This is a genomic window from Bradyrhizobium sp. CSA112 (assembly GCF_029051645.1).
Lineage (GTDB): Bacteria > Pseudomonadota > Alphaproteobacteria > Rhizobiales > Xanthobacteraceae > Bradyrhizobium.
In genome coordinates, this window is record NZ_JAACFS010000038.1 from 52781 (window position 1) to 74440 (window position 21660).

General features: G+C 61.3%; 20 protein-coding genes and 2 pseudogenes. 11 read left to right on the forward strand and 11 right to left on the reverse strand.

Annotated features, from left to right (window positions below; translation table 11 throughout):
* The first annotated feature begins 23 nt into the window (after positions 1-23).
* Positions 24-1013: a dihydroxyacetone kinase subunit DhaK gene (gene dhaK / locus GWE18_RS35445; RefSeq protein ID WP_275190302.1), complete on the forward strand. Its 990-nt coding sequence runs from the start codon at positions 24-26 to the stop codon at positions 1011-1013.
* A gap of 489 nt (positions 1014-1502) precedes the next feature.
* Here the strand turns inward: dhaK and GWE18_RS35450 are convergent, their stop codons facing one another.
* The 8 genes and pseudogenes from GWE18_RS35450 to GWE18_RS35485 form a co-directional block, all read right to left on the reverse strand.
* Complete coding sequence (locus GWE18_RS35450) at positions 1503-1682, reverse strand: hypothetical protein (protein ID WP_275190303.1); 180 nt, start codon at positions 1680-1682, stop codon at positions 1503-1505.
* A 1299-nt stretch (positions 1683-2981) separates the two neighbouring features.
* A pseudogene (locus GWE18_RS35455) lies at positions 2982-3665 on the reverse strand (IS66 family transposase); the annotation flags it as partial.
* Positions 3666-3838: 173 nt separating this feature from the next.
* The gene (locus GWE18_RS35460) at positions 3839-5137 is read right to left on the reverse strand and encodes an LLM class flavin-dependent oxidoreductase (protein WP_275190304.1); all 1299 of its coding nucleotides are present in this window, start codon (positions 5135-5137) and stop codon (positions 3839-3841) included.
* A 4-nt stretch (positions 5138-5141) separates the two neighbouring features.
* Positions 5142-5903, reverse strand: a complete 762-nt coding sequence (locus tag GWE18_RS35465) for an ABC transporter permease subunit (RefSeq protein WP_275190305.1) — start codon at positions 5901-5903, stop codon at positions 5142-5144.
* The gene (locus GWE18_RS35470; protein ID WP_275190306.1) at positions 5900-6715 is read right to left on the reverse strand and encodes an ABC transporter permease; all 816 of its coding nucleotides are present in this window, start codon (positions 6713-6715) and stop codon (positions 5900-5902) included. Before GWE18_RS35470 ends, GWE18_RS35465 begins: the two co-directional genes overlap by 4 nt.
* Positions 6716-6717: 2 nt before the next feature.
* Positions 6718-7752: an ABC transporter substrate-binding protein gene (locus GWE18_RS35475; RefSeq protein ID WP_275190307.1), complete on the reverse strand. Its 1035-nt coding sequence runs from the start codon at positions 7750-7752 to the stop codon at positions 6718-6720.
* Between the two features lie 29 nt (positions 7753-7781).
* Positions 7782-8576 carry a class II aldolase/adducin family protein gene (locus tag GWE18_RS35480; protein WP_275190308.1) on the reverse strand — a complete coding sequence of 265 codons (795 nt, stop codon included), beginning with the start codon at positions 8574-8576 and terminating at the stop codon, positions 7782-7784.
* The gene (locus GWE18_RS35485) at positions 8573-9325 is read right to left on the reverse strand and encodes an ABC transporter ATP-binding protein (protein ID WP_275190322.1); all 753 of its coding nucleotides are present in this window, start codon (positions 9323-9325) and stop codon (positions 8573-8575) included. Before GWE18_RS35485 ends, GWE18_RS35480 begins: the two co-directional genes overlap by 4 nt.
* A gap of 414 nt (positions 9326-9739) precedes the next feature.
* Here GWE18_RS35485 and GWE18_RS35490 point away from each other — a divergent pair, with 414 nt between their 5' ends.
* The 7 genes from GWE18_RS35490 (at position 9740) to GWE18_RS42410 (ending at position 15624) form a co-directional block, all read left to right on the forward strand.
* The gene (locus GWE18_RS35490) at positions 9740-10378 is read left to right on the forward strand and encodes a GntR family transcriptional regulator (protein ID WP_275190309.1); all 639 of its coding nucleotides are present in this window, start codon (positions 9740-9742) and stop codon (positions 10376-10378) included.
* 67 nt (positions 10379-10445) lie between these two features.
* Positions 10446-11225: an SDR family oxidoreductase gene (locus tag GWE18_RS35495; protein ID WP_275190310.1), complete on the forward strand. Its 780-nt coding sequence runs from the start codon at positions 10446-10448 to the stop codon at positions 11223-11225.
* 12 nt (positions 11226-11237) lie between these two features.
* Complete coding sequence (locus tag GWE18_RS35500) at positions 11238-12383, forward strand: pyridoxal phosphate-dependent aminotransferase (protein ID WP_275190311.1); 1146 nt, start codon at positions 11238-11240, stop codon at positions 12381-12383.
* Positions 12384-12396: 13 nt separating this feature from the next.
* Positions 12397-13278, forward strand: coding sequence for an alpha/beta hydrolase (locus GWE18_RS35505; RefSeq protein WP_275190312.1), 882 nt, complete (start codon positions 12397-12399; stop codon positions 13276-13278).
* Positions 13279-13281: 3 nt separating this feature from the next.
* Complete coding sequence (locus GWE18_RS35510) at positions 13282-14544, forward strand: Zn-dependent hydrolase (protein ID WP_275190313.1); 1263 nt, start codon at positions 13282-13284, stop codon at positions 14542-14544.
* Between the two features lie 9 nt (positions 14545-14553).
* A complete protein-coding gene (locus tag GWE18_RS35515; RefSeq protein WP_275190314.1) occupies positions 14554-15048 on the forward strand; it encodes a flavin reductase in 495 nt (164 codons plus the stop codon).
* A gap of 402 nt (positions 15049-15450) precedes the next feature.
* Complete coding sequence (locus GWE18_RS42410) at positions 15451-15624, forward strand: hypothetical protein (protein WP_342804323.1); 174 nt, start codon at positions 15451-15453, stop codon at positions 15622-15624.
* A gap of 26 nt (positions 15625-15650) precedes the next feature.
* Here the strand turns inward: GWE18_RS42410 and GWE18_RS35525 are convergent, their stop codons facing one another.
* Positions 15651-16130 (reverse strand): pyridoxamine 5'-phosphate oxidase family protein, encoded by a 480-nt coding sequence (locus GWE18_RS35525; RefSeq protein WP_275190315.1) that lies wholly within the window; start codon positions 16128-16130, stop codon positions 15651-15653.
* Between the two features lie 422 nt (positions 16131-16552).
* Between GWE18_RS35525 and rocD the strand changes: the two genes are divergently transcribed.
* On the forward strand, positions 16553-17767 hold the full coding sequence (gene rocD, locus GWE18_RS35530; protein ID WP_275190316.1) for an ornithine--oxo-acid transaminase: 1215 nt from the start codon (positions 16553-16555) through the stop codon (positions 17765-17767).
* 269 nt (positions 17768-18036) lie between these two features.
* Here the strand turns inward: rocD and GWE18_RS35535 are convergent, their stop codons facing one another.
* Together GWE18_RS35535 and GWE18_RS35540 are read right to left on the reverse strand one after the other, a co-directional pair.
* On the reverse strand, positions 18037-18249 hold the full coding sequence (locus tag GWE18_RS35535) for a PRC-barrel domain-containing protein (RefSeq protein ID WP_275190317.1): 213 nt from the start codon (positions 18247-18249) through the stop codon (positions 18037-18039).
* An 825-nt stretch (positions 18250-19074) separates the two neighbouring features.
* Positions 19075-19425 carry a hypothetical protein gene (locus GWE18_RS35540; RefSeq protein ID WP_275190318.1) on the reverse strand — a complete coding sequence of 117 codons (351 nt, stop codon included), beginning with the start codon at positions 19423-19425 and terminating at the stop codon, positions 19075-19077.
* 675 nt (positions 19426-20100) lie between these two features.
* Between GWE18_RS35540 and GWE18_RS35545 the strand changes: the two are divergent.
* Together GWE18_RS35545 and GWE18_RS35550 are read left to right on the forward strand one after the other, a co-directional pair.
* Positions 20101-20388 (forward strand): annotated as a pseudogene (locus tag GWE18_RS35545) (septal ring lytic transglycosylase RlpA family protein); the annotation flags it as partial.
* Between the two features lie 344 nt (positions 20389-20732).
* Entirely contained in the window at positions 20733-21428 is a 696-nt protein-coding gene (locus tag GWE18_RS35550) for a CPBP family intramembrane glutamic endopeptidase (protein ID WP_275190319.1), read from the forward strand.
* Positions 21429-21660 lie beyond the last annotated feature (232 nt).

Genomic DNA, 21660 nt, shown 5'->3' on the forward strand with positions numbered 1-21660 from the left:
AATGAACCATCGGGAGGGCGTTCATGAAGAAGCTGATCAACGGCGCCGATACGGTACTCGAAGAAAGTCTTGACGGCTTTGCCGCCGCGCATGCGGATATCCTGCTGCTTGGTGCTGAGCGCAAATTCGTGCGCCGCCGCACCTTGAAGCCCGGCAAGGTCGCCCTGATTTCGGGCGGCGGTTCGGGGCATGAGCCGCTGCATGCGGGCTTTGTCGGCCGTGGCATGCTCGATGCCGCTTGCGCCGGCCAGGTCTTCACCTCGCCGACGCCGGACCAGATGGTCGAGGCCGCGGAGGCCGTCGATACCGGCGCAGGTGTGCTCTTCATCGTCAAGAACTACGAAGGCGATGTGATGAACTTCACCATGGCCGCCGAGATGGCCGGGCGGGAAGTAGCGAGCGTGCTGACCAACGACGACGTCGCAGTCGAGAAATCGACCTACACGACCGGTCGCCGCGGCGTCGCGGGTACACTGATCGTGGAAAAGATGGTCGGCGCCGCGGCCGAGAATGGAATGCCGCTTGCCGCTCTCAAGGTGTTCGGCGATGAAATCAACCGGCGCACGCGCTCGATGGGTGTGGCGCTCACACCGTGCACTGTGCCGGCGGCGGGACGGCCGAATTTCACGCTGGCGGACGACGAAATGGAAATGGGTGTCGGCATTCATGGCGAGCCTGGCCGGCGTCGCGTAAGCTTGGCTCCCGCCGATGCGATTGCCGACGAGCTCGTTGGTGCGATCCTCAAGGATCTCGCGCCGAAGCCGGGGAGCGAAGTGCTGCTTCTCGTCAACGGGTTCGGCGCAACGCCACTGATCGAACTCTATCTGATGGTCAACAGTGCCAAGCGAATCCTTGACGGCGCGGGGCTCAAAGTGACACGTTTCCTGACCGGTTCCTATGTGACGTCGCTCGACATGGCCGGTGTCTCGGTCACGGTAGCCGCGCTCGATGATCAAGCGAAGCAATTGTGGGACGCGCCGGTGCACACGGCAGCGCTACGCTGGGGAGGCTGATCCGATCTCCCGGCCATTGATTTCATCATCTTGGCTCATAACTCCGCCGATGGACGAAGAAGGATGTCTTCTAGCGGTTGTCTTCGCGGAGTGCATCACGCGTGATGGCGGAAATATTTCATCGGCAATGTCTGAAAGTGGTGCAAAGCGGCCCTTCGCGTAATGAGCGGTGATGCAACGCTATTGGCTCTGTCTGCGCCCACCCGTAACGGGCAGGTGATCGTCTGTTGGCGCAGTGCGGCGGCGAAGGTGACGCCTGGATGGCGTATGATGCTAACTCGGGCGGGCGCGCAACGAGAATTCACGCGCGCTCACTGCGAGGCTACACCGTAGTCAATCCGCGCGCAGCGTGACGAACAGTAAATCGCTCGACAAATTCGGCCACGCGGTCGCGTCAGTAATCGTGCAGCCGCGTGGCTCGATCTATTTGCGTACGAAAGAATTGTGAAAATTGGGACAGACCGTACCCCGGCCTCGTCGCACTGTGGGTTAAACGCGCGTTGAAAGAGACACACCAAGCTTTGCAGCCATGACGCTGGTGGCACCGGGAGTTCGCTTCAACGCCTTTGAGATCTTGGCGACGCCTGACTTGGATTTTGCCATCGTCTTCATTGTCCGAACATCGTCTTTTGTCCACGCGCGGCGAACTACTTTCTTAGCTTTTGCCATTCTTACTCCGAATCATATTGGGCAGTGCCGGGCTTCTATCATGACTGTCTGCGTTGGCGAGCAAGAACAAACTTCCATTGCGAGAATGTGAATGCGACCTCGCTACGTGAAAAACGGGATATGTGATCTACATTACTGTTATTGGTCGGAGAAAGCGGGCATGTACCTCTCTTTTCGAGGGGACGACCCAGCATGGACGACAGATTTTACAGGAATAGAGCGCGCGTCCTCCGGGAACTTGCGACGGAGGCAGACCCATTGATCAAAGGACGGCTGTTGCGTCTTGCGGACAATTACGACGATATGACCACAACGCAGACAGCGCGCGATCAGGCGTCAAAGAGGCCAGAGCAAAGTGCCCACGTCGATAGTCGCGACGGAAACTAGCAATTTCTTTTTGCGCTTCGACAACAATCATTGTGTCTTCGCAAGCACCACGATAGCCGCGACGGCGGCTTGGTCTTGGTCATCACCCCAACGAGACGTTTTCAACACTATCGGGCAGTTGCAGACTCGCGGGACTCTCCAGAGCGCCCATTCGGGCTACGGCTAGAGTCGACTCTTTTCAGACCCTGGCAACTCTGCACAGGCGTCGGCAAAGCCACTGTTCTGAAGCACGAGCGCGCGATTTCGAAGTTGCTGTATGCTCGCTAAGTACTCGCTGGCGCTTCGGGCCGACAGCATTCGTATTCGATTTGCTCGTACGCGTCGGGCCGCCCTCCAGGAGTGTTCGCGAGGGCGACCAAACAAAGATCAATGGAACTGGTTGCGGCAGCCAGAATCGCAGTCCGCAGCGTGCTGACGTCGTCTGAAACGAAGGAGCTTAGATCGGCACTAAGCAGGGATGAGTTTGAGAAGTGGCAAAATGAGGTAAAAGGTGTTCTTGCCCGACTTGATTAGGAAGCAGGGCACATCCTTTGTTGATCAGAGGGCACCTTCGAACCTTCGTTGTAATCTGCTTACCGGCCATAGTGAGCTTGGATGGTATGTACGGAAACGCTATGCCTGCAAATTCTGATTCAGAATCTGCTGTCCGCGCTGTGCAACTTCACGGTGAAGCCCGATGCGCGGGATCGGTTTTTTGATCAGCTAAGAAAATTTGCTGACGAAAACGCGTTTGCGATCCGCATTGCGCCGCCCGGCCAGACAATCAACATTTCCTAATACAGTTGTGGCGCGATGACATCAAGGGAATCAGGGTTAATTCGACTGACCCAGAGAAATTCGTGATTGCATTCTTTCAGTACGCGTCCGGCGACGACCCCCGGTCAGGCCGCTTGGGCGGATGGCTGATTGCGCTCAAGCAGCGTGAGCGACGCCCTGAGGACGCCAATTCCAAGGCAGGAGTTCGTGAATGCGCCTGGCGGGGTGATCAGGCAGGCGGGCCAGCACGTCGGCGAGCCAAGCCTGCGGATCGATATCGTTGAGTTTGGCGCTGGCGATGAGGCTGTAGATCGCCGCCGCCCGCCGGCCGCCCTCATCGGAGCCGGCGAAGGTCCAGTTTCTTCGGCCCACGGCAACGGCCCGTAGCTCGCGCTCGGCGGCATTGTTCGACATGCAAAGCCGTCCGTCATCAAGGAAGCGGGCGAATGCGTCCCAGCGGCTGAGGCAGTAATTGATCGCCTTGGTCGTGTCGCTGCTCCTGGAGAGCTTGGCGCGCTGCTCGCGCAACCATGCTTCCAGCTCGACGATCAGAGGACGGCTACGCTCCTGGCGCACACGCAGGCGTTCCTGCGGCGCGAGACTGTTGATCTCACGCTCGATGGCGAACAAGACATCAATGCGCTTGACTGCCTCGGCTGCGATCGGCGCCTTGCTGAGCCGCGCGAGATCAAAGAACTTGCGCCTGCCGTGTGCCCAGCACGCGGCCTCGACGATCGGGCCTCCCTGGCGATTGGCGTCGTAGAGCCTGCTGAAGCCGGCGTAGGCGTCGGCCTGCATCAGTCCGGCATAGCCTGCCAGATGCTGCTCCGGATGCGCACCGTTGGAGCGCGGCGTGTGCACCGGGAGATCAAGAAACATCTATTGAGGGCAGTGCGTCAGTGCGTCGAGGAATCATCGCATTCTCCTTCATGCCTCCGTCGCCAAAAGATCTCTCATCAGAGGTCTCCACGGGGGTAGCGAGCTGCAGAGCGGCTGATATCTTTCCTCCAGGTCTAGAACCTGGGGTTCTCTGGTCGCGGCAGGCCGAGATGGTCACGTAGGGTCGTCCCGTCATAATCGGCGCGGAACAGGCCCCGCTCCTGAAGTATCGGCACCACGAGTTGTACGAAATCCTCAAACCCTTCATGGAAATACGGCGGCATCACGTTGAAGCCGTCGGCCGCGTGTTCGTCGAACCATTGCTGCAGAGTGTCGGCGATCCGCTCGGCCGAGCCGCACAGCACCCAATGCCCGCGCGCGGCCGCGGTGAGATTGTAGAGGTCGCGCAGCGTCATGTTCTCGCGGCGCGCCTTGGCGAGCATGACGCTGGCGAAGCTGTGATAGCTGTCGGACGGCTCGAGGTCGGGAACCGGTCCATCCAGATCGTAGGCCGACATGTCGCGGCCGAAGCGGTCGGAGAGGATGGCAAGCGCGTTGCTGCCGCTGATGAAGCTCTGCAGCACGTTGAGTTTCTCGAACGCCTCCTTGTCGGTGCGACCAACGATCGGCATGACGCCCGGCAGCACAGTAACGTCCTCCGGCTTGCGTCCAAAGGCCGGCAGGCGGTCCTTGAGTGATGCATAGCCGGCCTTGGCTTCGTCGATGTCTTGTACGACCGAGAACACGATGTCCGCCGTGCGCGCAGCGAGCGACTGGCCGGCCTCGGATCCACCGGCTTGCAGCACCACCGGATGGCCCTGCGGACTGCGGCCGATGTTGAGCGGTCCCTTCACCTTGAAAAATGCGCCATCGTGGTCAATTGGTCGCAGCTTGGTGGGATCGATGTAGAGCCCGCTCACGCGGTCGGCGACGATCGCATCATCCGCCCAGCCGTCCCACAGGCCCTTGACGACATCGATGAACTCGCTCGCCATCTCGTAGCGGCGGGCGTGGTCGGGATGGGTGGTGCCGAAATTGGCGGCGGTCGTGGGATTTGCCGTCGTTACCGCATTCCACGCAGCGCGGCCGTTGCTGATGTGATCGAGCGAAGCGAACACGCGCGCCACCGTGAACGGATCACTGTAGGTGGTGGAAACCGTGGCTCCTAATCCAATATGGCTGGTCGACGTCGAGAGCGCAGCCAGCATCGTCAGCGGTTCCAGCCGCTGCGTGTAGGACGGATGGGCGGCAGCGTCCGCATAGAGGTTGTCGCCCATGAAGATCAGGTCGAACTTGCCGCGCTCGGCGATGAGGCCGATCTCTTGAATTGCGGGAAAGTTCTGGAAGCTGTCCACCGCACCAGGGTAGCGCCAGCCGGCAACATGGCTGCCGGTCCCCAGGATGAACAGCCCAAGATGCATCTGTCGTTTCATCGCCTCATTTCCAAAACAGGATTTTGCGTTCGAGAAAGCCGATCATGCCGAAAAAGCTCAGGCTCGCCGCCGAAGCAACGAAGATCGCCGACCAGACCTGCACGAAGTCGATCTGCAGCACTGCCTGGTAGATCACCCAGCCGAGCCCGCCATAGGCGCCGAGCATTTCGGTGATGATCGCCACGATGACGCTGCGGACGGTGGAGACGCGCATCCCGGCAAGCAGCAGCGGCAAGGCGGTCGGCAGGCGCAGGCGCCACAGGATGCTCAGCCGCCCCGCACCGAAGCTGCGCATGAGATCGATGGCGCGGCGATCGACGCGGTCGAGCCCGGCGAGCGTCGACAGGAAGACGGTGAAGCTCAGCGCCATGGCCACCATCACCATCTTCGACGCAACGCCGATGCCAAACCAGAGCAGGATCAACGGCGAATAGGCGACCACTGGCACCGAGTTGATGGCGGTGGCTGCAGGCAGGATCACGGCGCGGAGCGCTGGGAGCATGGTGATGGCGACCGCAAGGCCAATGCCGATGAGGCAGCCGAGCCCGTAGCCCACCAGCGCTTCGAGCACGGTGTAGCCCGCAGCCTCACCCAGTAGCGCGCGCTTGGACCAGACGCCGGCCAAAATCTCGCTGACGGCGGGAAGAACGTAGGACGGCAGATGCAGTCCGCGCGCGAGCCCTTCCCAGCACACCACCAGCAGGACCGCGCCGAGGATGCCCCGTTGCACGGCAAGCGGAGAAGAGGCGAGGGGTGATCCGCTCATTGCTCCGCGCTCCAGAATACCAGCCGCCGTTCGGCCGCGGCGACGACGGCGTAGAAGCCGGTGCCAAGCAGCGCCGCGGCCAGCAGCGCGCCCCAGATCGCGACCACGTTCTCAGTGAACATGGCCTGCAGCAGCAATACGCCAAGACCCGTGGTGTCGCCGAACCATTCGCCGACGATCGCGCCGACGAGGCTAAGCGACGAAGCCAGCCGCAGCGCCACGAATATCTGCGGCAGCGCGGTGGGAAGCTGCAGGCGGAGCAGGAGCTGGCCGCTCGAGGCGCCAAAGCTCCTCATCAGCGCCACCTGCTTGGGATCGACCGTTTCGAGGCCGAGCAGGGTGTTGACCGTCACGGGGAAGAACGTGAGATAGAACGCGATCACCGCCTTGGCCAGCAGGGTGTTGCCAAACCAAAGCACCACCAGCGCGCCGAAAGCGATGACGGGAATGGTCTGCGACACCACGAAGATCGGGAAGATCATCTCACGCAGCGCGCGCACGCGGAAAAAGGCGATGCCGGTGAGCACGCCGAAGGCGCTGCCGGTCGCGAATCCGATCAGCGTTTCGGCTGATGTCCGCAAGAAGCCATTGACATAGGCGCCAGGTGTCGCCGCGATCGCCATCAGGATCGTGCTCAGGCGCGGCAGGTAAACAGGCCTGATGACGAAGAGCTGCACCGCGCTTTCCCAGATCAGTGCAGTGACGGCGAGGCCGAACAGCAGGCGTGCCGTCTTCCGCAACCAGGCCGGCCGGCCGGCTGGTCGTAAGCCCGTGGCCGCCTTGTCTTTGACGAGCGATGTCGTCGCGCCCACGCTTATAGCTTCCGTTCAGCGGGCGGCACGCTTTCGATGAAGCTGGCGCTGTAGGCGATGGCAAGATCGAGCGGCTTGGAGATCACGCCGTATTTCAGGAAGAAGTCGTGGGCGGTCTTGACCGCGTCGGCGTCGATCCAGAACAGGCCGTTTTGTGCCGCCTTGCCTGCCGTCATCAGACGCTTCACTTCCGTAAGCATGAACTCCTGCTGTGAGCGATCGAGTGTCGGAGCAACGGCCATCACGGTGTCGACGGCGCCTTTCGGATCGGCGAAAGCCTCCTTCCAGCCCTTGAGCGTGGCGCGCAGGAACGCTTTGACGAGGTCGGGCTTCTCCTTGGCGGTCGTCTCCGCGACGATCAGCGTATCGCGGGGGAAGGTAATGCCGTAGTCTTCGGCGACGAACGTCTTCAGGGTATCCTTCGGCATGCGCGACTGGATTGTGTAGAATTCGTTGTAGTAGGTCGCCGTGATGACGTCGACATTGCCGTCGACGAACGGCGTCACCGAGACCTGCTGCGGCTGGATTTTCAGTTCGTCGGCCTTGATGCCTTCCTTCGCCAGCATGCCGTTCAGCACGTGGTTGGCACCGGTGAACCAGGTGGTGACGGTTTTGCCCTTGAAGTCCTGCAGTGTCTTTACCGGTCCGTCCTTGCGGGTGACGAAGACGAACGGCGTGATCTGATGCGAAACGCCGATGCAGATGATCGGCAGGCTTTTGTCGCGCGCGGCGAACACACTGTCGGTACCGCCTGACAGGCCAAACGTATCGGCGCCGGTCGCGACCAGATTTTCAGTCAGCAGATTAGGGCCGCCGGGATTGATGGCGAGGTCGATGCCTTCGGCCTTGTAGTAGCCTTTTGCCAGCGCGACGTAGAAGCCGGCGAACTGCGCCTGCGGCAGCCATTTCAGACGGAGGCTCGCCTTGGTGAGGGTTTCGGCAACGGCGGGAGCCGCTGTCGTCAGGGAACCCACCGTCAGCGCGACGGCTGCAAGGGCGGCGAAGGCGTGGCGTCGGCTCGGCATCGGCTTATACATGATCGGGCTCCGGGGCGTCGGTATGAGGATCAATTGCGATAGGACGGATCGGTACGGTCGAGCTGGCGCATCAGCGCCGGCCATTCACGCTCGCCGGGAACGAGGATGTCGCCCTGCAATTCCCAGAACTGCCGCGCGGCCTTCTCGCAAATTTCGTGCGGCGGCATCACCAACGCGGCGCCTGCCGCGGCCGCCGCCTGCATCTGCAGCTGGATGCGCGCGGCGCGTTCGAAATAATACAGCAGCATGAAGGCCTCGCCCGGCGTGCGGCCGACGGTCAGGATGCCGTGATTACGCATCAGCATGACCTTGTGCGGTCCGAGATCGCGCACCAGCCGTGTCTGTTCGTCGAGATCGATGGCGACGCCCTCGTAATCGTGGAAAGCCTGCCGGTCATAGAAGCGCATCGCGAACTGGCTGAGCGGCAGCAAGCCCTTCTCCTGGCCGGAGACCGCAACGCTGGCGTCGGAATGGGTGTGCAGCACGCAAATGGCGTCGTGGTTCGACGTATGGATCGCGGCATGGATGACGAAGGCGGCGACGTTGACGCTGTGCGGCGTGTCGTCAAGCTTGTCGCCTTGGGTGTTGATCTTCACGAGGGTCGACGCGGTGATCTCGTCGAACAGGAGGCCGTAGGGGTTGATGAGGAACTGGTCTTCATGCCCGGGCACCCGCGCCGAGATGTGGTTGTAGATCAGGTCATCCATGCCGAGCCGGGCGACCAGGCGATAGCAGGCCGCGAGTTTGACACGGGCGTCCCACTCGCCCGGATCGATTCCGCCCGCCGCCGGAGAGGACGGTTGTCTGCTTGAGTGCACGTTCACGTGGCCTTCTCCTGGGCAACGGCGGACTGGAAGGACTTCATGCTCTCCTCCTCGATGGCATCGAGCAGGGTGCGCTTGAGGCGGACGAATTCGGGAGCGGTGACGATCTCGGGTCGGCGCGGGCGCGGCAGATCGACGACCTGTTCGAGCTTCACGGAGCCGGGGCGCGCGGTCATGACAAGCACGCGATCGCCGAGGAAGATCGCCTCGTCGACATCATGGGTGATGAAGAGAATGGTGCGCCGGTATTTTTGCCAGACGTCGAGCAGCCAACGCTGCATCATCGCGCGCGTCAGCGCGTCGAGCGCACCGAACGGTTCGTCCAGCAGCATCAGGCCGCGCTCGAACAGGAAGGTGCGCATCAGCGCCACGCGCTGGCGCATGCCGCCGGACAATTGATGCGGATACTGTTTCTCGAAACCGGTGAGGCCGAACTCCGGCAGCATCTTGAGTGCTTTGGCGCGGGCCTGCGCCCGCGGCATGCCCTCGACCTCGAGCGCGAGGATGGCGTTGTCCACCACATTGCGCCAGGGCAAGAGCAGATCCCGCTGCGGCATGAAGGAGACGCGACCGAGCAGGTCGGCTGCATGGCAGCTGTTGCCTTCGAAGCGCAGGATGCCGCCGGCGTCCGGTTCTTCCAGGCCCGCGACGATATTGAAGAGCGTGCTCTTGCCGCAGCCGCTGGGGCCGACCACGGTGACGAACTCGCCCGGAGCGACGCTGGCCTCAAGGCCCGACAAAGCTGCCACCGGGCCGTATGTCTTGGTCACCGCGCGAAGTTCAAGCAGCGGCGATGGCTTCGCCGTGGCTTCCGGCGATCCAGCGATGGGCATGTCTTTCGTTTGGATCGCAGCCTGCACGGAGGGCCCTTTGTATAATGATGGCCATCTCACGCATACGCGGATGGGCCGCACCAACTTTTCTTAGCAACTCGTGTGCCAGAGCTGTTTTCGACAGATTGGGCATGAAATTTGCCGGGCTTTGGCGTCTAATCCAGGCGAGTCGCTGGTATCTTCGGGTGAATTTGGGCTTCTGATTGGAGTAGGGTGCGTCATCTTGTATACTCAGGAACACATAGGAGAAACATTGTGACGATGTCCGGTGCACCTAGTGTAGGCAGGCGTGCTAAAAACGGGCACGATTCCCTTCCCCAGATCCCTGGCGTGACGCTGGCGGAGAGTCTGCGCCAACAGCTCGAAGGAGCGATCGCGGCCGGTCACCTCGAGCCCGGCAGCCGGCTCGATGAACAGGAGATCGCGCAGCGCTTCGGCGTTTCACGAACCCCGGTGCGGGAGGCGTTCCGGCTGATGGCCGCCAATACTCTGGTCGAGTTGCGCGGGCGGCAGGGCGCGACCGTGCGCGCCATCAAGGCCGAGGCGCTGATCGAGATGTTCCAGGTAATGGCCGAGCTCGAGGGGTTGTGCGCGCGGCTTGCCGCACGGCGCGTGTCACAAGCGTGGGGGAATGAAATATCAAAGATTCATCAGCGGCTTGTGGCTACAGGCGAAACCGGCGACATCGACGTGTTTTACGACGTCAATCAGGAGTTCCATGAGGCGATCTATGAAGCCTCCCGGAATGCGTTTCTAGCCGATCAGACGCGAAAGCTGCGCAACCAGGTAGCGGCCTATCGCCGCCGGGTGACGCGGATGCCGAACCGGATCGCCGACACCGTGCGCGAGCACGAGGCGATCATGCAGGCGATCCTGGCCCATGATCCGGAGCGGGCCCACAACACCATGCGCGACCACGTCAATCTGCTTGGTGACAACCTTCTGGACTTTCTCGCAGCCTTCAAATGACTGCCCGGCCTCTTGGTATGCAAATTGCTTGGATTTGTATATCTGATTTGCGCCCTGGAGATTTGGTGTGGAACTTAAGCTGACAAACAAGACGGCTCTGATTACTGGCGCGTCGAAGGGTATCGGGCTCGCGGTGGCCGAGGTGTTTGCCGCCGAAGGATGTCACCTGCATCTGGCTGCCCGCAACGGCGAGGCGATGCTGACGGCCAAACAAGACCTCGAAGCCCGCCACGGCGTGAAGGTGACGATCCACGCGCTCGATCTGTCGGGCACGGCGGCGATGGAGCAACTCGCGGCCGAGGTCGGCGACATCGACATTCTGATCAACAATGCCGGCGATATCCCGGCCGGTTCGCTGGAGATCCTCGACGATGCCGCCTGGCGGCGCGGCTTCGATCTCAAGGTGTTCGGCTACATCACCCTGTCGCGTCTTTACTATCCGCGGATGAAGGGTAAGGACGGCGTCATCCTCAACATCATCGGCAATTCCGGTGAGAACTGGGATGCGAGCTATATCGCGGGCAGCACCGGCAATGCGGCGCTGATGTCCTTTACCAAGGCGCTCGGCGGCGCAAGCCTCAATCACGGGGTTCGCGTCGTTGCCGTCAATCCAGGTCCGGTCGCCACCGACCGCATGCTCAAGATCATGAAGCGGAAGGCGATCGACATGCTCGGCGACGAGGGCCGCTGGGAAGAACTGTTCGACAAATATCCGGGTAAGCGTCCGGCCACATCGGAGGAAGTTGCCGATCTCGTCGCGTTCCTGTCCTCGCCCAAGGCCGGCTACATCACCGGCACCGTGGTGACGATCGATGGCGGCATTGCCGCCCGCGGCTCCGTGATCTGAGACGGCAAGACCATGTCCAAGCTTGAATCCACGGCGTTGATCCGCAACCGCTATTTCGACGAGCTCTCGGCGACGCCGGGCCTCTACTGGCTCGGCCAGAACACCAATCACATCGAAAGCCATCCGGCGGTGCGCGAGGCGATGCTGCGCTCGATCGAGGCCGGCGAGTTCAATGCCTATGCGCCGCCGCTCGGCTTCGAGGCGCTGCGCCGTGCGATCGTGACCGATCTCGGCTCTCCCGGTGCGGAAGCGCTCGTGACCGAAGGCGGCGTCAATGCGCTGGCGATGATCTGCCGCGCGCGGTGCAAGCCAGGCACAACGCTCGTCACCACCGATCCGACGTGGAAATGGCCGTGCCTGTTCGCGCGCCAGCAGGGCGCGGAGGTGATCGAGATGCCGATCTACGATCCCGCGTGCAACTATCGGCTGACGGCCGACGCGCTGAAGGCCCATGTCGACGAGCGCACGGCGATCATCTACCTGGTCGATCCCAACAATCCGCTCGGTATCCGCTATACAAGCGAGGAGATCGAAAGCTTTGCGGCGATCGCGCGCGATTGCGGTGCGCTGCTGGTGCACGACTGCACCTATCGCGATTTCGCGGATGGCCATACCCCGGCGCTAAATGTGGCACCGGAAGGCGCCGTCGTCTCGATGAGTTTTTCGAAATGGCTCGGCCTCGCCGGGCTGCGCATCGGGGCTCTTGTCGCGGCCCCCAATTTGTTCGAGGAATTCGCGCAGGCCTCGACCAGCGTGCTGGGGGCGAGCGTGATTGCCCAACGCGCCGCGCAGGCCGGGCTCGCGGTCAAGAACGAATGGATGACCAAGGTCCGCAGTATCGATCGCGCCAACAAGGCGATAATCCGGGAGGCAGCGGCAGCGATCGAGGGGCTTGCGCTGCCGATTTTTCCTTCGCACGGTAATTTTCTGGTGCTGGAAACCATCGCGGCCGGCATCCGGCCGGAGGCGCTGGTCGAATGCTATCGCCGCCAGGGCATCATGATCCGCCAGGGCACCTATCACACGCAGCGTTTCGGCGACCGCTTCGTGAAGGTCTCGACCTCCGTTCCGTCGCCGTGGGTGGAAAAGTTCTGCACGCTGCTGCCGGAGATGGTGGCGCAGGCGCGTACGCTGAACGATTTGCCGCCGCAGTTCTGAAAGGGGTTGGCCGATGTCTGTTGTCACCACCAAGGATGGGGTGAAGCTCCATGTGGAGGAGGCGGGGGAAGGCACACCGATCCTCTTCATTCATGAATTCGGCGGCAATCACGCAAGCTGGGAGCCGCAGCTGCGCTATTTCAGCCGCCGTCACCGCTGCGTCACCTATGCCGCACGCGGCTATCCGCCGTCGGACGTGCCTGAAAGCGTCGATGCCTATTCGCAAGCCATCGCCGCGGACGATGCCGTCGCCGTGCTCGACGCCCTGAAAATCGACAAGGCGCATATCGTCGGGCTTTCGATGGGCGGCTTCTGCACCGTGCATTTCGGGCTGCGCACGCCGCAGCGCGCGCTGTCGCTCACGGTCGCCGGCGCCGGCTATGGCTGCGAGAAGGAATACGAGGAGTATTTTCGCGGCGTCTCGCTGGAAGTTGCCGACAATTTCGAAAAGCAGGGCGCCAGGGAATTCTCGAAGGTCTATGCGCTTGGCGCAAGCCGGGTGCAGTTCCAGAACAAGGATCCGCGCGGCTGGCAGGAGTTCGCCGATCGCCTCGCCACCCATTCCGATCGCGGTGCGGCCAACACCATGCGCGGCGTACAGGCGCGCCGGCCGTCGTTCTACGATCTCGAGGACGGGCTGAAGGAGATGCACGTGCCGACGCTGGTGGTGGTTGGTGACGAAGACGATCACTGCCTGCAGCCGGGCATCTTCCTGAAGAAGACGATCCCGGCTTGCGGGCTCTCGGTGTTTCCCAAGACCGGCCACACCCTCAATATCGAGGAGCCGGCGACGTTTAATGCGCTGCTGGCCGAATTCATCGCCCAGGTCGAGGCCGGCCGCTGGCTGCCGCGTGATCCGCGCGCGCTGCCGGGCCAGATCATGCGTACCAAATAGTCGATGGCCCTCGTCTCTCTGATCAACGCCGATCGGCTCTGGACGCGATTGATGGCGCTCGCGGAGATCGGCGCGACGCCGGCCGGCGGCGTCAACCGCCAGGCGCTGAGCGACGGCGAGATCGCGGCCTGGCGTCGCGTGATCGCCTGGGCGCAGGAGGCGGGTTTGACGGCGGCGACCGATGCGGCGGGCAATCTGTTCCTGACGCTTGCCGGGCGCGATCGCTCCGCACCGCCGCTCCTCGTCGGCAGTCATCTTGACAGTCAGCCTACCGGCGGGAAGTTCGATGGCGCGGCAGGCGTCATGGCCGCGCTTGAGGCGGTGGTCTGGTTTGCGGAGCAGGACGAAACGCCGGCGCGTGATGTGATCGTCATCGCCTGGATGAATGAGGAAGGCTGCCGTTTCGTGCCCGGCATGATGGGCTCGGAAGCTTTTACCGGCACGCGCGACATCGAAGCGATCCGCGCCGTGCACGACGTGAGTGGCATCAGCGTCGGTGAAGCGCTCGATCGGTTGCATGCGGTGTTTCCTGATCTGGCGCGCAAGCCGCTCGGCTTTCCGGCCGCGGCCTATCTCGAATTGCACATCGAGCAGGGACCGCTGCTCGAGGCGGCGGACCGTGTCATCGGCGTCGTCACCGGCATCCAGGGCAAGAAGACGTTTCAGGTCGTTGTCGGAGGCGCCGAGGGTCACGCCGGCACGCTGCCGCAGCAGGAACGCCGCGATGCGCTCGCCGCTTTCGCGCGGATGGCGGCCGCACTCCATGCCGAGATCGGCGCGATCGATGCCGAGATCAAGTTCACCATCGGTCGCGTCACAATCGAACCCAACGCGCCGTCGGTGGTGCCGTCGCGGGTCACCTTCAGCATCGATCTGCGGCATCCCGACAATGGGGTGCTCGACGCGGCCGGTGCCCGTGTCGAGGCGCTTTGCCATCGGCACGCGCCGCCTTGCGCTGTCACGATCACGCCGCTGGTTGATGCGCCGTCGAACGATTTCGATTCCAGGCTGCGCGAGCGTATTGCACAGGCGGCGCACGACCAGTGCTTGCCGGCCATGGCCATCCTGTCCGCTGCCGGCCACGACGCGCGTCATCTCGTCAAGGTCTGTCCGGCCGCGATGATTTTCATCCCCTGCCGGGACGGTGCAAGCCACGTCGAGCACGAATGGGCCGACCCCGGACATGTTGCTGCCGGGGCGTCCGTCCTCGCGCAAGTGCTGCGCGATCTTGCACTTGCCGATCAGCCATTCGGCGCCGGGGCCTGAGGAGCGCGTATGTCGAAAGTTTCCAGCCAGGATTATCGCGATGCCATGGCGTGTCTTGGCGCCGCGGTCAATATCGTCACCACCGATGGTAACGCGGGACGAGCTGGTTTTACCGCGTCTGCCATCTGCAGCGTGACCGACGATCTGCCGACCTTGCTGGTATGCATGAACCGCGAATCATCCGCCTATGCCAGCGTGACAGGGAACGGCGTGCTTTGCGTGAACGTACTATCGGCCCGGCACGAGCAGCTGTCGCGGCTGTTCGGCGGCGGGATCCCGGTCGACGAACGATTTGCGGCGGCGGCATGGTCGACCTTGGAAACTGGCGCGTCCGTTCTGACCGACTGCGCGGTCGCTTTCGATTGCCGTATCATTGACGTCGCTAGTGTGGGCACGCATGACGTGCTGTTTTGCCGCGTCGTGGCGCTGCAGAGATCGGACGGTGCAGACAACCTGATCTATTTTGGCCGCGATTACCACGTTGTGCGGGCCGACCTGGCCTGACAGCAGCCGGAATGATTTGAAAGGTCTCGCCAGACCATCCAGGGACAGAGCTTCGAAGCTTTCCGGGCCAGCTCGCCCGTCGAGGGTGGGGTCGCGGCATAGGTTCCAAACGCAGACGACGCGAGATGCGAGCGGTGCCGCATCCGAGGCGGCCTAAGGCGAAGTCCGGGTAGGCTCAAAAGCTGCCCGCTGGCGAACGACCGCTTCTGGCGCGAAGCGGACGTTCACCGAAAAGCTGACGTCCGAAAGCGCTTACGAACGGACTAACTCTAACCTGGCTGCTGCGGGAGCGAATGCTCGAGGAAGAAACGCAGCATTTCCATCGTTGCGTCCGGTCCTCGCGGATCAGTGTAGGAGCCCGCAGGACAGTCACTGGTCTCGCTTGAGTTTCGGTTTCCCCCAATGGGTGTCTTTGCGCTCTGGATCGAACACCCGCTCGACATGACGGTTCAGCGCCTTCATGACCCGATCCGCGCCAGCATCGTGGGACCGCTGCGCGACACCAGCATCAGCGCCTCGATCGCGGCCTGCCATTCGGGTAGGGCGGACTCCTTCTTCGGCAGGCCGGTGATGTAGTTGGCGGCGTCCCGTAGGGTGATAGGTCACTCCTCAAATCTCTCATTCGGTTGGAGCTTGCGGTAGCGAAGTGTCCAAGCTCGCCTCAGCTCGGACTCTGTCTTGCCATCGTCGTAGGCAGGCGATGTCAGGGGTAGGGCCTTTGTCACGGTGATCGCCACGATGGCTCGGATGCGCCCGGCAAGCGCTCCTCGGAAGTGGGGAAGAAGCATATAGAAGCTGCTTTCCCCGCGTTCGACGACGCGTGCTGTCCCGGCGAACCGGTATCCCTTGCGCATGAAAGGATCGACAAAATTCACCTCGATGAGGGCATTTTCCCGCAGGTTGCGGATTGTTCCAGGCGATCGAATCTCGCCAAACGCGATTGTCACGTCGTCCAGCACGACGAAGGTGCCTTTCGGCGAGAGGTTGGGCGTGCCGTGGCAGTCGCGACGAACCCGAGACGTTGCTGTTCGATGATCCGCTTCATATCGGGCGTCAACATCCTCGACCTCATGAGCTGGCAAGACTTCACACTATCGCAGTCCACCCGTGCGTTGACACCCATCCGACGGCATCGGCAGGAAATGGCTCAACAGAGCCGCTCCACCCGTGTCGCACAAGATGACGTTTCGCGACACCCCATTGGCGACAGGTGTGTTGCCGCTATGGGCACCTTTGAGACATGCCGGCAGATGGCAACGATGTCTGTTTATGGGGGTTGAGCGGAAGTCGTCGGTATACACCTAGACAGGCTGTCTCGCCGGAGGGATCATGCAGCGCGAGGAGAACTGGGGCGCCGACCGCCCTTGGGCAGGCCCCAAATGGCCGTCACCCAATGCGTCCGCAAGCAAAATGTCTGTGGTAACTTGATGATCATCGGGCATTCGCAGGCTGGAAAATGGCGATAGCCCATGCCTGCAGTTCGCTCCAACTGGAGTGACGAAACATGGATCCATCGGTCACTGATTTCATCGCGAGGGAAGCGCGCTTTGGCGCCCAGAACTACGAACCGCTCGGCGTCGTTCTGTCGCGGGGCGAGGGCGTCTTTGTTTGGGATACGCAGGGCCATCGCTACCTCGATTGCCTCTCAGCCTATTCCGCGGTGAATCAGGGCCACTGCCATCCGAAGATCTTGGCCGCGATGGTGGAGCAGGCGGGCCGGCTGACGCTGACGTCGCGCGCCTTTCACAACGACCAGCTGGCCCTCTTTTACGAAGAGATCGCGGCGCTGACCGGCTCCCACAAGGTGCTGCCGATGAACAGCGGTGCCGAAGCGGTGGAGAGTGCGATCAAGTCGGTGCGCAAATGGGGCTATGAGGTGAAGGGAGTGCCGGACGGGCAGGCCGAAATCATCGTCTGCGCCGATAATTTTCACGGCCGCACCCTTGGCATCATCGGCTTCAGCACCGACCCGGCGGCACGTGACCATTTCGGACCGTTCGCGGCGGGCTTCAAGATCATCGCCTTCGGCGATGCCGCGGCGCTCAAGAAGGCAATCACGCCCAACACGGTCGCCTTTTTGGTTGAACCGATCCAGGGAGAAGCTGGCGTCGTCATCCCGCCGTCAGGTTACTTTACAGAAGTGCGCGAACTCTGCGCCGCGCACGACGTGATGCTGATTCTGGACGAGATCCAGACCGGGCTCGGCCGCACCGGCAAGCTGCTCGCGGAACAGCACGAGGGCATCGAGGCGGATATCACGCTGCTCGGCAAGGCGTTGTCCGGCGGCTTTTACCCAGTGTCGGCCGTGCTTTCGAACAACGCGGTGCTCGGCACCCTGAAACCTGGCCAGCACGGTTCGACCTTCGGCGGCAATCCGCTGGCCTGTGCGGTGGCTCGGGCCGCGCTGCGCGTGCTGGTCGAGGAAGGGATGATCGAGAACGCAGCCGCCCAGGGCACCCGCTTTCTCGATGGCCTGAGCGGCATCCGCAGCAACACGATCCGGGAAGTGCGCGGACGCGGACTGATGCTGGCCGTCGAGCTTCATCCGGAAGCAGGCGGTGCACGTCGCTACTGTCAGGCCCTGCAGACCCGAGGCATCCTCGCCAAGGACACACACGGGCACACGATTCGCATCGCTCCGCCGCTTGTTATCTCCAGCGATCAGGTCGACTGGGCGCTGGAACAGATTGCAGCCACTTTGAGGCAGGATTTCTCGTGACCTCTGGCCAGCGCCGCCGACTGCCGTCGTTCTGTTGGTCCCAATACACGCCCGCATGCCTCATCCTCCGGGTATATCGAAAACCCATTTTAAAACTCGCGTGCGGATGCACGCGCTCGCTGAGCTATTTCCCTTCCCTGAGCCCCTGGTGTCGAGTGCTTGCTGATGGAGGGATACAGCTCGGCCATCTCTCGCGCGCGGGATCGCTGATGACGAAACCGTCGGTCCGATGCGAAGCCTGTTCGAGACAGTTTTCGGCCTTAGCCGTTTCAGCCGGTCTGCGTGAATTTGATCGTTGAGACGGGCCACTTTCCACCGTGGCCCCTGATCGAAATTCGTAGGCCGTGCAACTCCTCAAGCCAAACGTTCTCTACTGTCCCGGCCTTTCCAGCAGTGAGAACTACGGCCTTGCCGACAAGCTCAGACCGGGCCTCATCGAGCGCGCCAAGGATTGTTAATGCATGGAGTTTCGCCGTAGGCATGGTTGCCTCCGAAATCAGGCCATGCGAGGGCTGCGGATCTCGTCGTCGCCGCCTCCGGACGCGGCGCCCTCACTCTCGCTCCGACACGGGACCGGGTCATCAAGAGTTCGAATGGCCTTCTTGTATGCGCTGCTGCAATCGATCGGCCGACCACTCCAGAGGAGATCACAATTGGCATCGATGTCGGATATGCCACATGTGTTTTTGCCATCCCGGACGACGCGCCTCGACCGATTGGAAAGGCGTCACCTTCGGCCAAGCGCTCCAGAACAGCCGTGGCGGCCTGATGTTGCCCGCTCGGCTCCAGTATTACCCAGCTTGGAGTGGGAGATTATCAAGCGCGCGGAGGTAGCACATTTAGAAGCCCTCTCCTGAGAGCGGGTTCCCCTAAGCGCAAGGGGTGAGGGAGCTGCCGCAATCCGTGGGTTTCGCCGGATGTCGTTGCGGGTCGACCTCGTCATTCTGACCATACGGCAGTCACTTCCGGTCTGCCCCTGATAGTGTTGCAAAAGTCTTTTCGCGGGATGGGCCTCAAGTTCTCCGAGCCGTAGGCGCGGCGATTGAAAAATGATGTGGGGGACCACGCCTCCATGCGCCAAACTCACAGGCGATTCCGGTAGCGAGTTTGAAGCCGCATTGATCGGCGACTATCGCTTGTTTCGTGCTTTGGCGGAAAATTAGTAGCAGCGCCTTTTGGGACTTTTGCAACACTATCCCCCTGAAAGCAGACACTTTCAGTGCGGGTGGGCATGTCTCAAAAGTGCCACTTCCGGACACGACCCGCTGAGATCGCCCCAGGGGCGGTGGTCTTGGTGAAAGACTAGTCTAGCCGCATTCCTCGTAGCTGGTGAAGCGGATCGTGTCGGCATGCCGGCTCAAGAACGGCGCGAGCACTTCGGTCTCCCAAATCTTCCAGTTCGGAGGATAGTCAGCGAAAGGCAGCGGGGCGTCCAAACGACCCCACAGGCTTTCCCAGGCTTGACGACTCTCGAAGACCCAGACGGCGGCGTAGGCACCTCGCCGTGCGCCCTTGAAGCCCTTAAGAAAGCGGTGCTCGACGAGGCCGGGCAGGGCGAATAGGCCGCGTCGCTCGGCGTCCCGAACCGCGCGCTCGAAATCAGTATCAGTTACATCGGGCCTCAGGTCGTACTCATGAATGCTGATCACGCACGCCATGCGACACCTCCAAATCGTCACCCACGCTCATGTCCGATGCTCGGCATGGAAGACGAGCTTGGCACGCTCAAGTCAACGTTGTCACAAACGTCTCCGTGCTCGATGATGAACTCGGGGAGCCCGCTGGACGAGCTCCTTGGCAATGTCCGCAAGGCAATGAACCCGGCCGGTCGTCTGCTCCTCGTCGAAATGGTGCTGCCCTCGGCCGACACGCCGCATCCAGGGAAAATGGCTCGACATGACGATGCTCGTCAGTATGGGAGGTCAGGAGCGAACCGAAGTCGAAACGTTTCTTGCTGCAGTGCGCCTAAGCATCGAACTATATGATAGTTGGGAGCATCGGTATTTATTCACCTTTATCGCCTCGAGAATTTCTGCATGTGCAGGAACAGAGCATCATGAGTTTGCATTGTTCATTTGGCTTTCCATTTGTTTGTGAGGCCGTTCATGCGTATTTTTTTTGGAATAGTCGCGATTGCGATAGCCCCGGCCTGGTTGGGCGTACATGTAAATTCTGCTGCAGCGCAGACGTTCAATGATAGATGGTCCATCATTCCAAAGGCGCAAGCAGAACCGGCTCCTGAGCCGCTAGACCAGACTAGGCAAGATCCGCTAGAGCAACCTCCGACTGGAGAACCGACACTTCGTCCGGAAGGTCGCTCAGCCCCTCGATCTTCCAACCGGGTGTTTTCCGGAAAAGCCTCTTACTATTCATATCCGACAGGAAAAACAGCGAGTGGTTCCTCGTTCAATCGGGATTCGCTGACCGCTGCCCATCGCAACCTGCCGTTCGGAACAAGAGTTCGTGTAACTGATGTTGTGAGCAGCAAGTCTGTAGTAGTTCGTATCAGCGACCGGGGACCCTGGGTTCGCGGCCGCGTCCTCGATCTTTCACTAGGCGCTGCGCGCAGTTTGGGGATTACGGACCGCGGCGTGGCGCAGGTTCGCGCTGAGGTGCTTTAGCTTGTGTCTGCTAGGGGAAGTCTCGCAGCAAGGATGGAGACACAAAGTCTCAGGAGACGAGCCGCGGGTGCGTCATCCTTCGATAGCAGCCTCCACCATCGAGCGCACAGGGTCGAGCATGTCTCTTAAGGGTCAATCGCGTCGGTTTGACCGCGTACCGCCGACTTCCGCACTGCCCCCGTCAACGGACATAGTCAGGTCGGCCCGGCAGGTCCGTTTCGTGCCATAACCGGAAGTGACGCCTGCTCCCGATCATCAACGTCGTCGAAAATGGGGGACGACTATCGAGAGTGGCCCGACTGAGGCATATTCTCCGCTTGACGCTTCTGTAGCGGGTAAAATGGATGGCGAGCAGACATAGCTATGAATGGTGGCGACCGGATGCGTTGCTGCCTGCACTTATTATTGTTGGTCCATATTATTTCAACAAGCTGATTTACGTCTATTTTCCGGGCTACCCGGTCTTTGTTGCCACGGATTATGCCTGCCGGACATTTAGCCTCGCATTTCTCTATCTGCTGTTGCGTAGCGAGCCGACTTCGTTACCTATACCTTGGCGTCTCGCCGTACCGTCTACAAAAGAACTTCTGATTGCTCTTATTGGAGCAATCACTTTGATCGGTTCCAACGTCGTCGGTGCGACGTTTATCCAATACCTGAACGCTCACAGCTGGCAGGTAACAACGTTTCCTTTACCGACTAATTATGTGCTCCAATATTTTGATGGCACAGTTGGGATGGTCTTTGTTGGGCTGAGCGAAGAAGTTGTTTTCCGTTTCTATCTTATCAATCTGCTGCTGCTGCGAGGCATGTCGCGCGCGAGGGCAATCATCGTATCGACATTGATCTTCGCGGGGATCCATTGGTCGTATGGTGCCGGTGCTGTTGTCTTTGCCATGCTTGCCGGTTTGGTACTTTCGATGATTTTTACGTCTGCGCGCAACCTGATCGCGCCGATTATCACCCATGCTGCTTTTGACGCGTTTTACTTTGCCGGGGGCGTTGCCTTTCTTTGGCGCTTCTACAGCCGTGCTTGGTAGGTTGATCATAGGAATGGGCGACTTCCGAAATGGGTCATTCGCGTCATTTCGACCGCGCACTGACAACTTCCGGTCTACCCTACTAAACAGACATTCTCGGAATCCGCAAAATCGGACTCGCGCACTTTGAGACAAGAGAGGCCTATCGACCGCTGCGTCGGCAAGGCCGAGCAATGCCCTCGATGGCGCGGCTGGTCACCTTCCGTGCAAAGCGTCAGTCGTGCTTGATGCC

Excerpts from the sequence above, each read along its gene's own strand:
- GWE18_RS35550 (WP_275190319.1), top strand. The coding sequence starts at position 20,733 with ATGGCGAGCAGACATAGCTATGAATGGTGGCGACCGGATGCGTTGCTG.
- GWE18_RS35500 (WP_275190311.1), top strand. The coding sequence starts at position 11,238 with ATGTCCAAGCTTGAATCCACGGCGTTGATCCGCAACCGCTATTTCGAC.
- GWE18_RS35535 (WP_275190317.1), bottom strand. The coding sequence starts at position 18,249 with ATGCCTACGGCGAAACTCCATGCATTAACAATCCTTGGCGCGCTCGAT.
- GWE18_RS35540 (WP_275190318.1), bottom strand. The coding sequence starts at position 19,425 with ATGGCGTGCGTGATCAGCATTCATGAGTACGACCTGAGGCCCGATGTA.
- GWE18_RS35450 (WP_275190303.1), bottom strand. The coding sequence starts at position 1,682 with ATGGCAAAAGCTAAGAAAGTAGTTCGCCGCGCGTGGACAAAAGACGAT.
- GWE18_RS35475 (WP_275190307.1), bottom strand. The coding sequence starts at position 7,752 with ATGTATAAGCCGATGCCGAGCCGACGCCACGCCTTCGCCGCCCTTGCA.
- GWE18_RS35510 (WP_275190313.1), top strand. The coding sequence starts at position 13,282 with ATGGCCCTCGTCTCTCTGATCAACGCCGATCGGCTCTGGACGCGATTG.
- GWE18_RS42410 (WP_342804323.1), top strand. The coding sequence starts at position 15,451 with ATGGGTGTCTTTGCGCTCTGGATCGAACACCCGCTCGACATGACGGTT.
- GWE18_RS35505 (WP_275190312.1), top strand. The coding sequence starts at position 12,397 with ATGTCTGTTGTCACCACCAAGGATGGGGTGAAGCTCCATGTGGAGGAG.
- dhaK (WP_275190302.1), top strand. The coding sequence starts at position 24 with ATGAAGAAGCTGATCAACGGCGCCGATACGGTACTCGAAGAAAGTCTT.
- GWE18_RS35460 (WP_275190304.1), bottom strand. The coding sequence starts at position 5,137 with ATGAAACGACAGATGCATCTTGGGCTGTTCATCCTGGGGACCGGCAGC.
- GWE18_RS35465 (WP_275190305.1), bottom strand. The coding sequence starts at position 5,903 with ATGAGCGGATCACCCCTCGCCTCTTCTCCGCTTGCCGTGCAACGGGGC.
- GWE18_RS35515 (WP_275190314.1), top strand. The coding sequence starts at position 14,554 with ATGTCGAAAGTTTCCAGCCAGGATTATCGCGATGCCATGGCGTGTCTT.
- rocD (WP_275190316.1), top strand. The coding sequence starts at position 16,553 with ATGGATCCATCGGTCACTGATTTCATCGCGAGGGAAGCGCGCTTTGGC.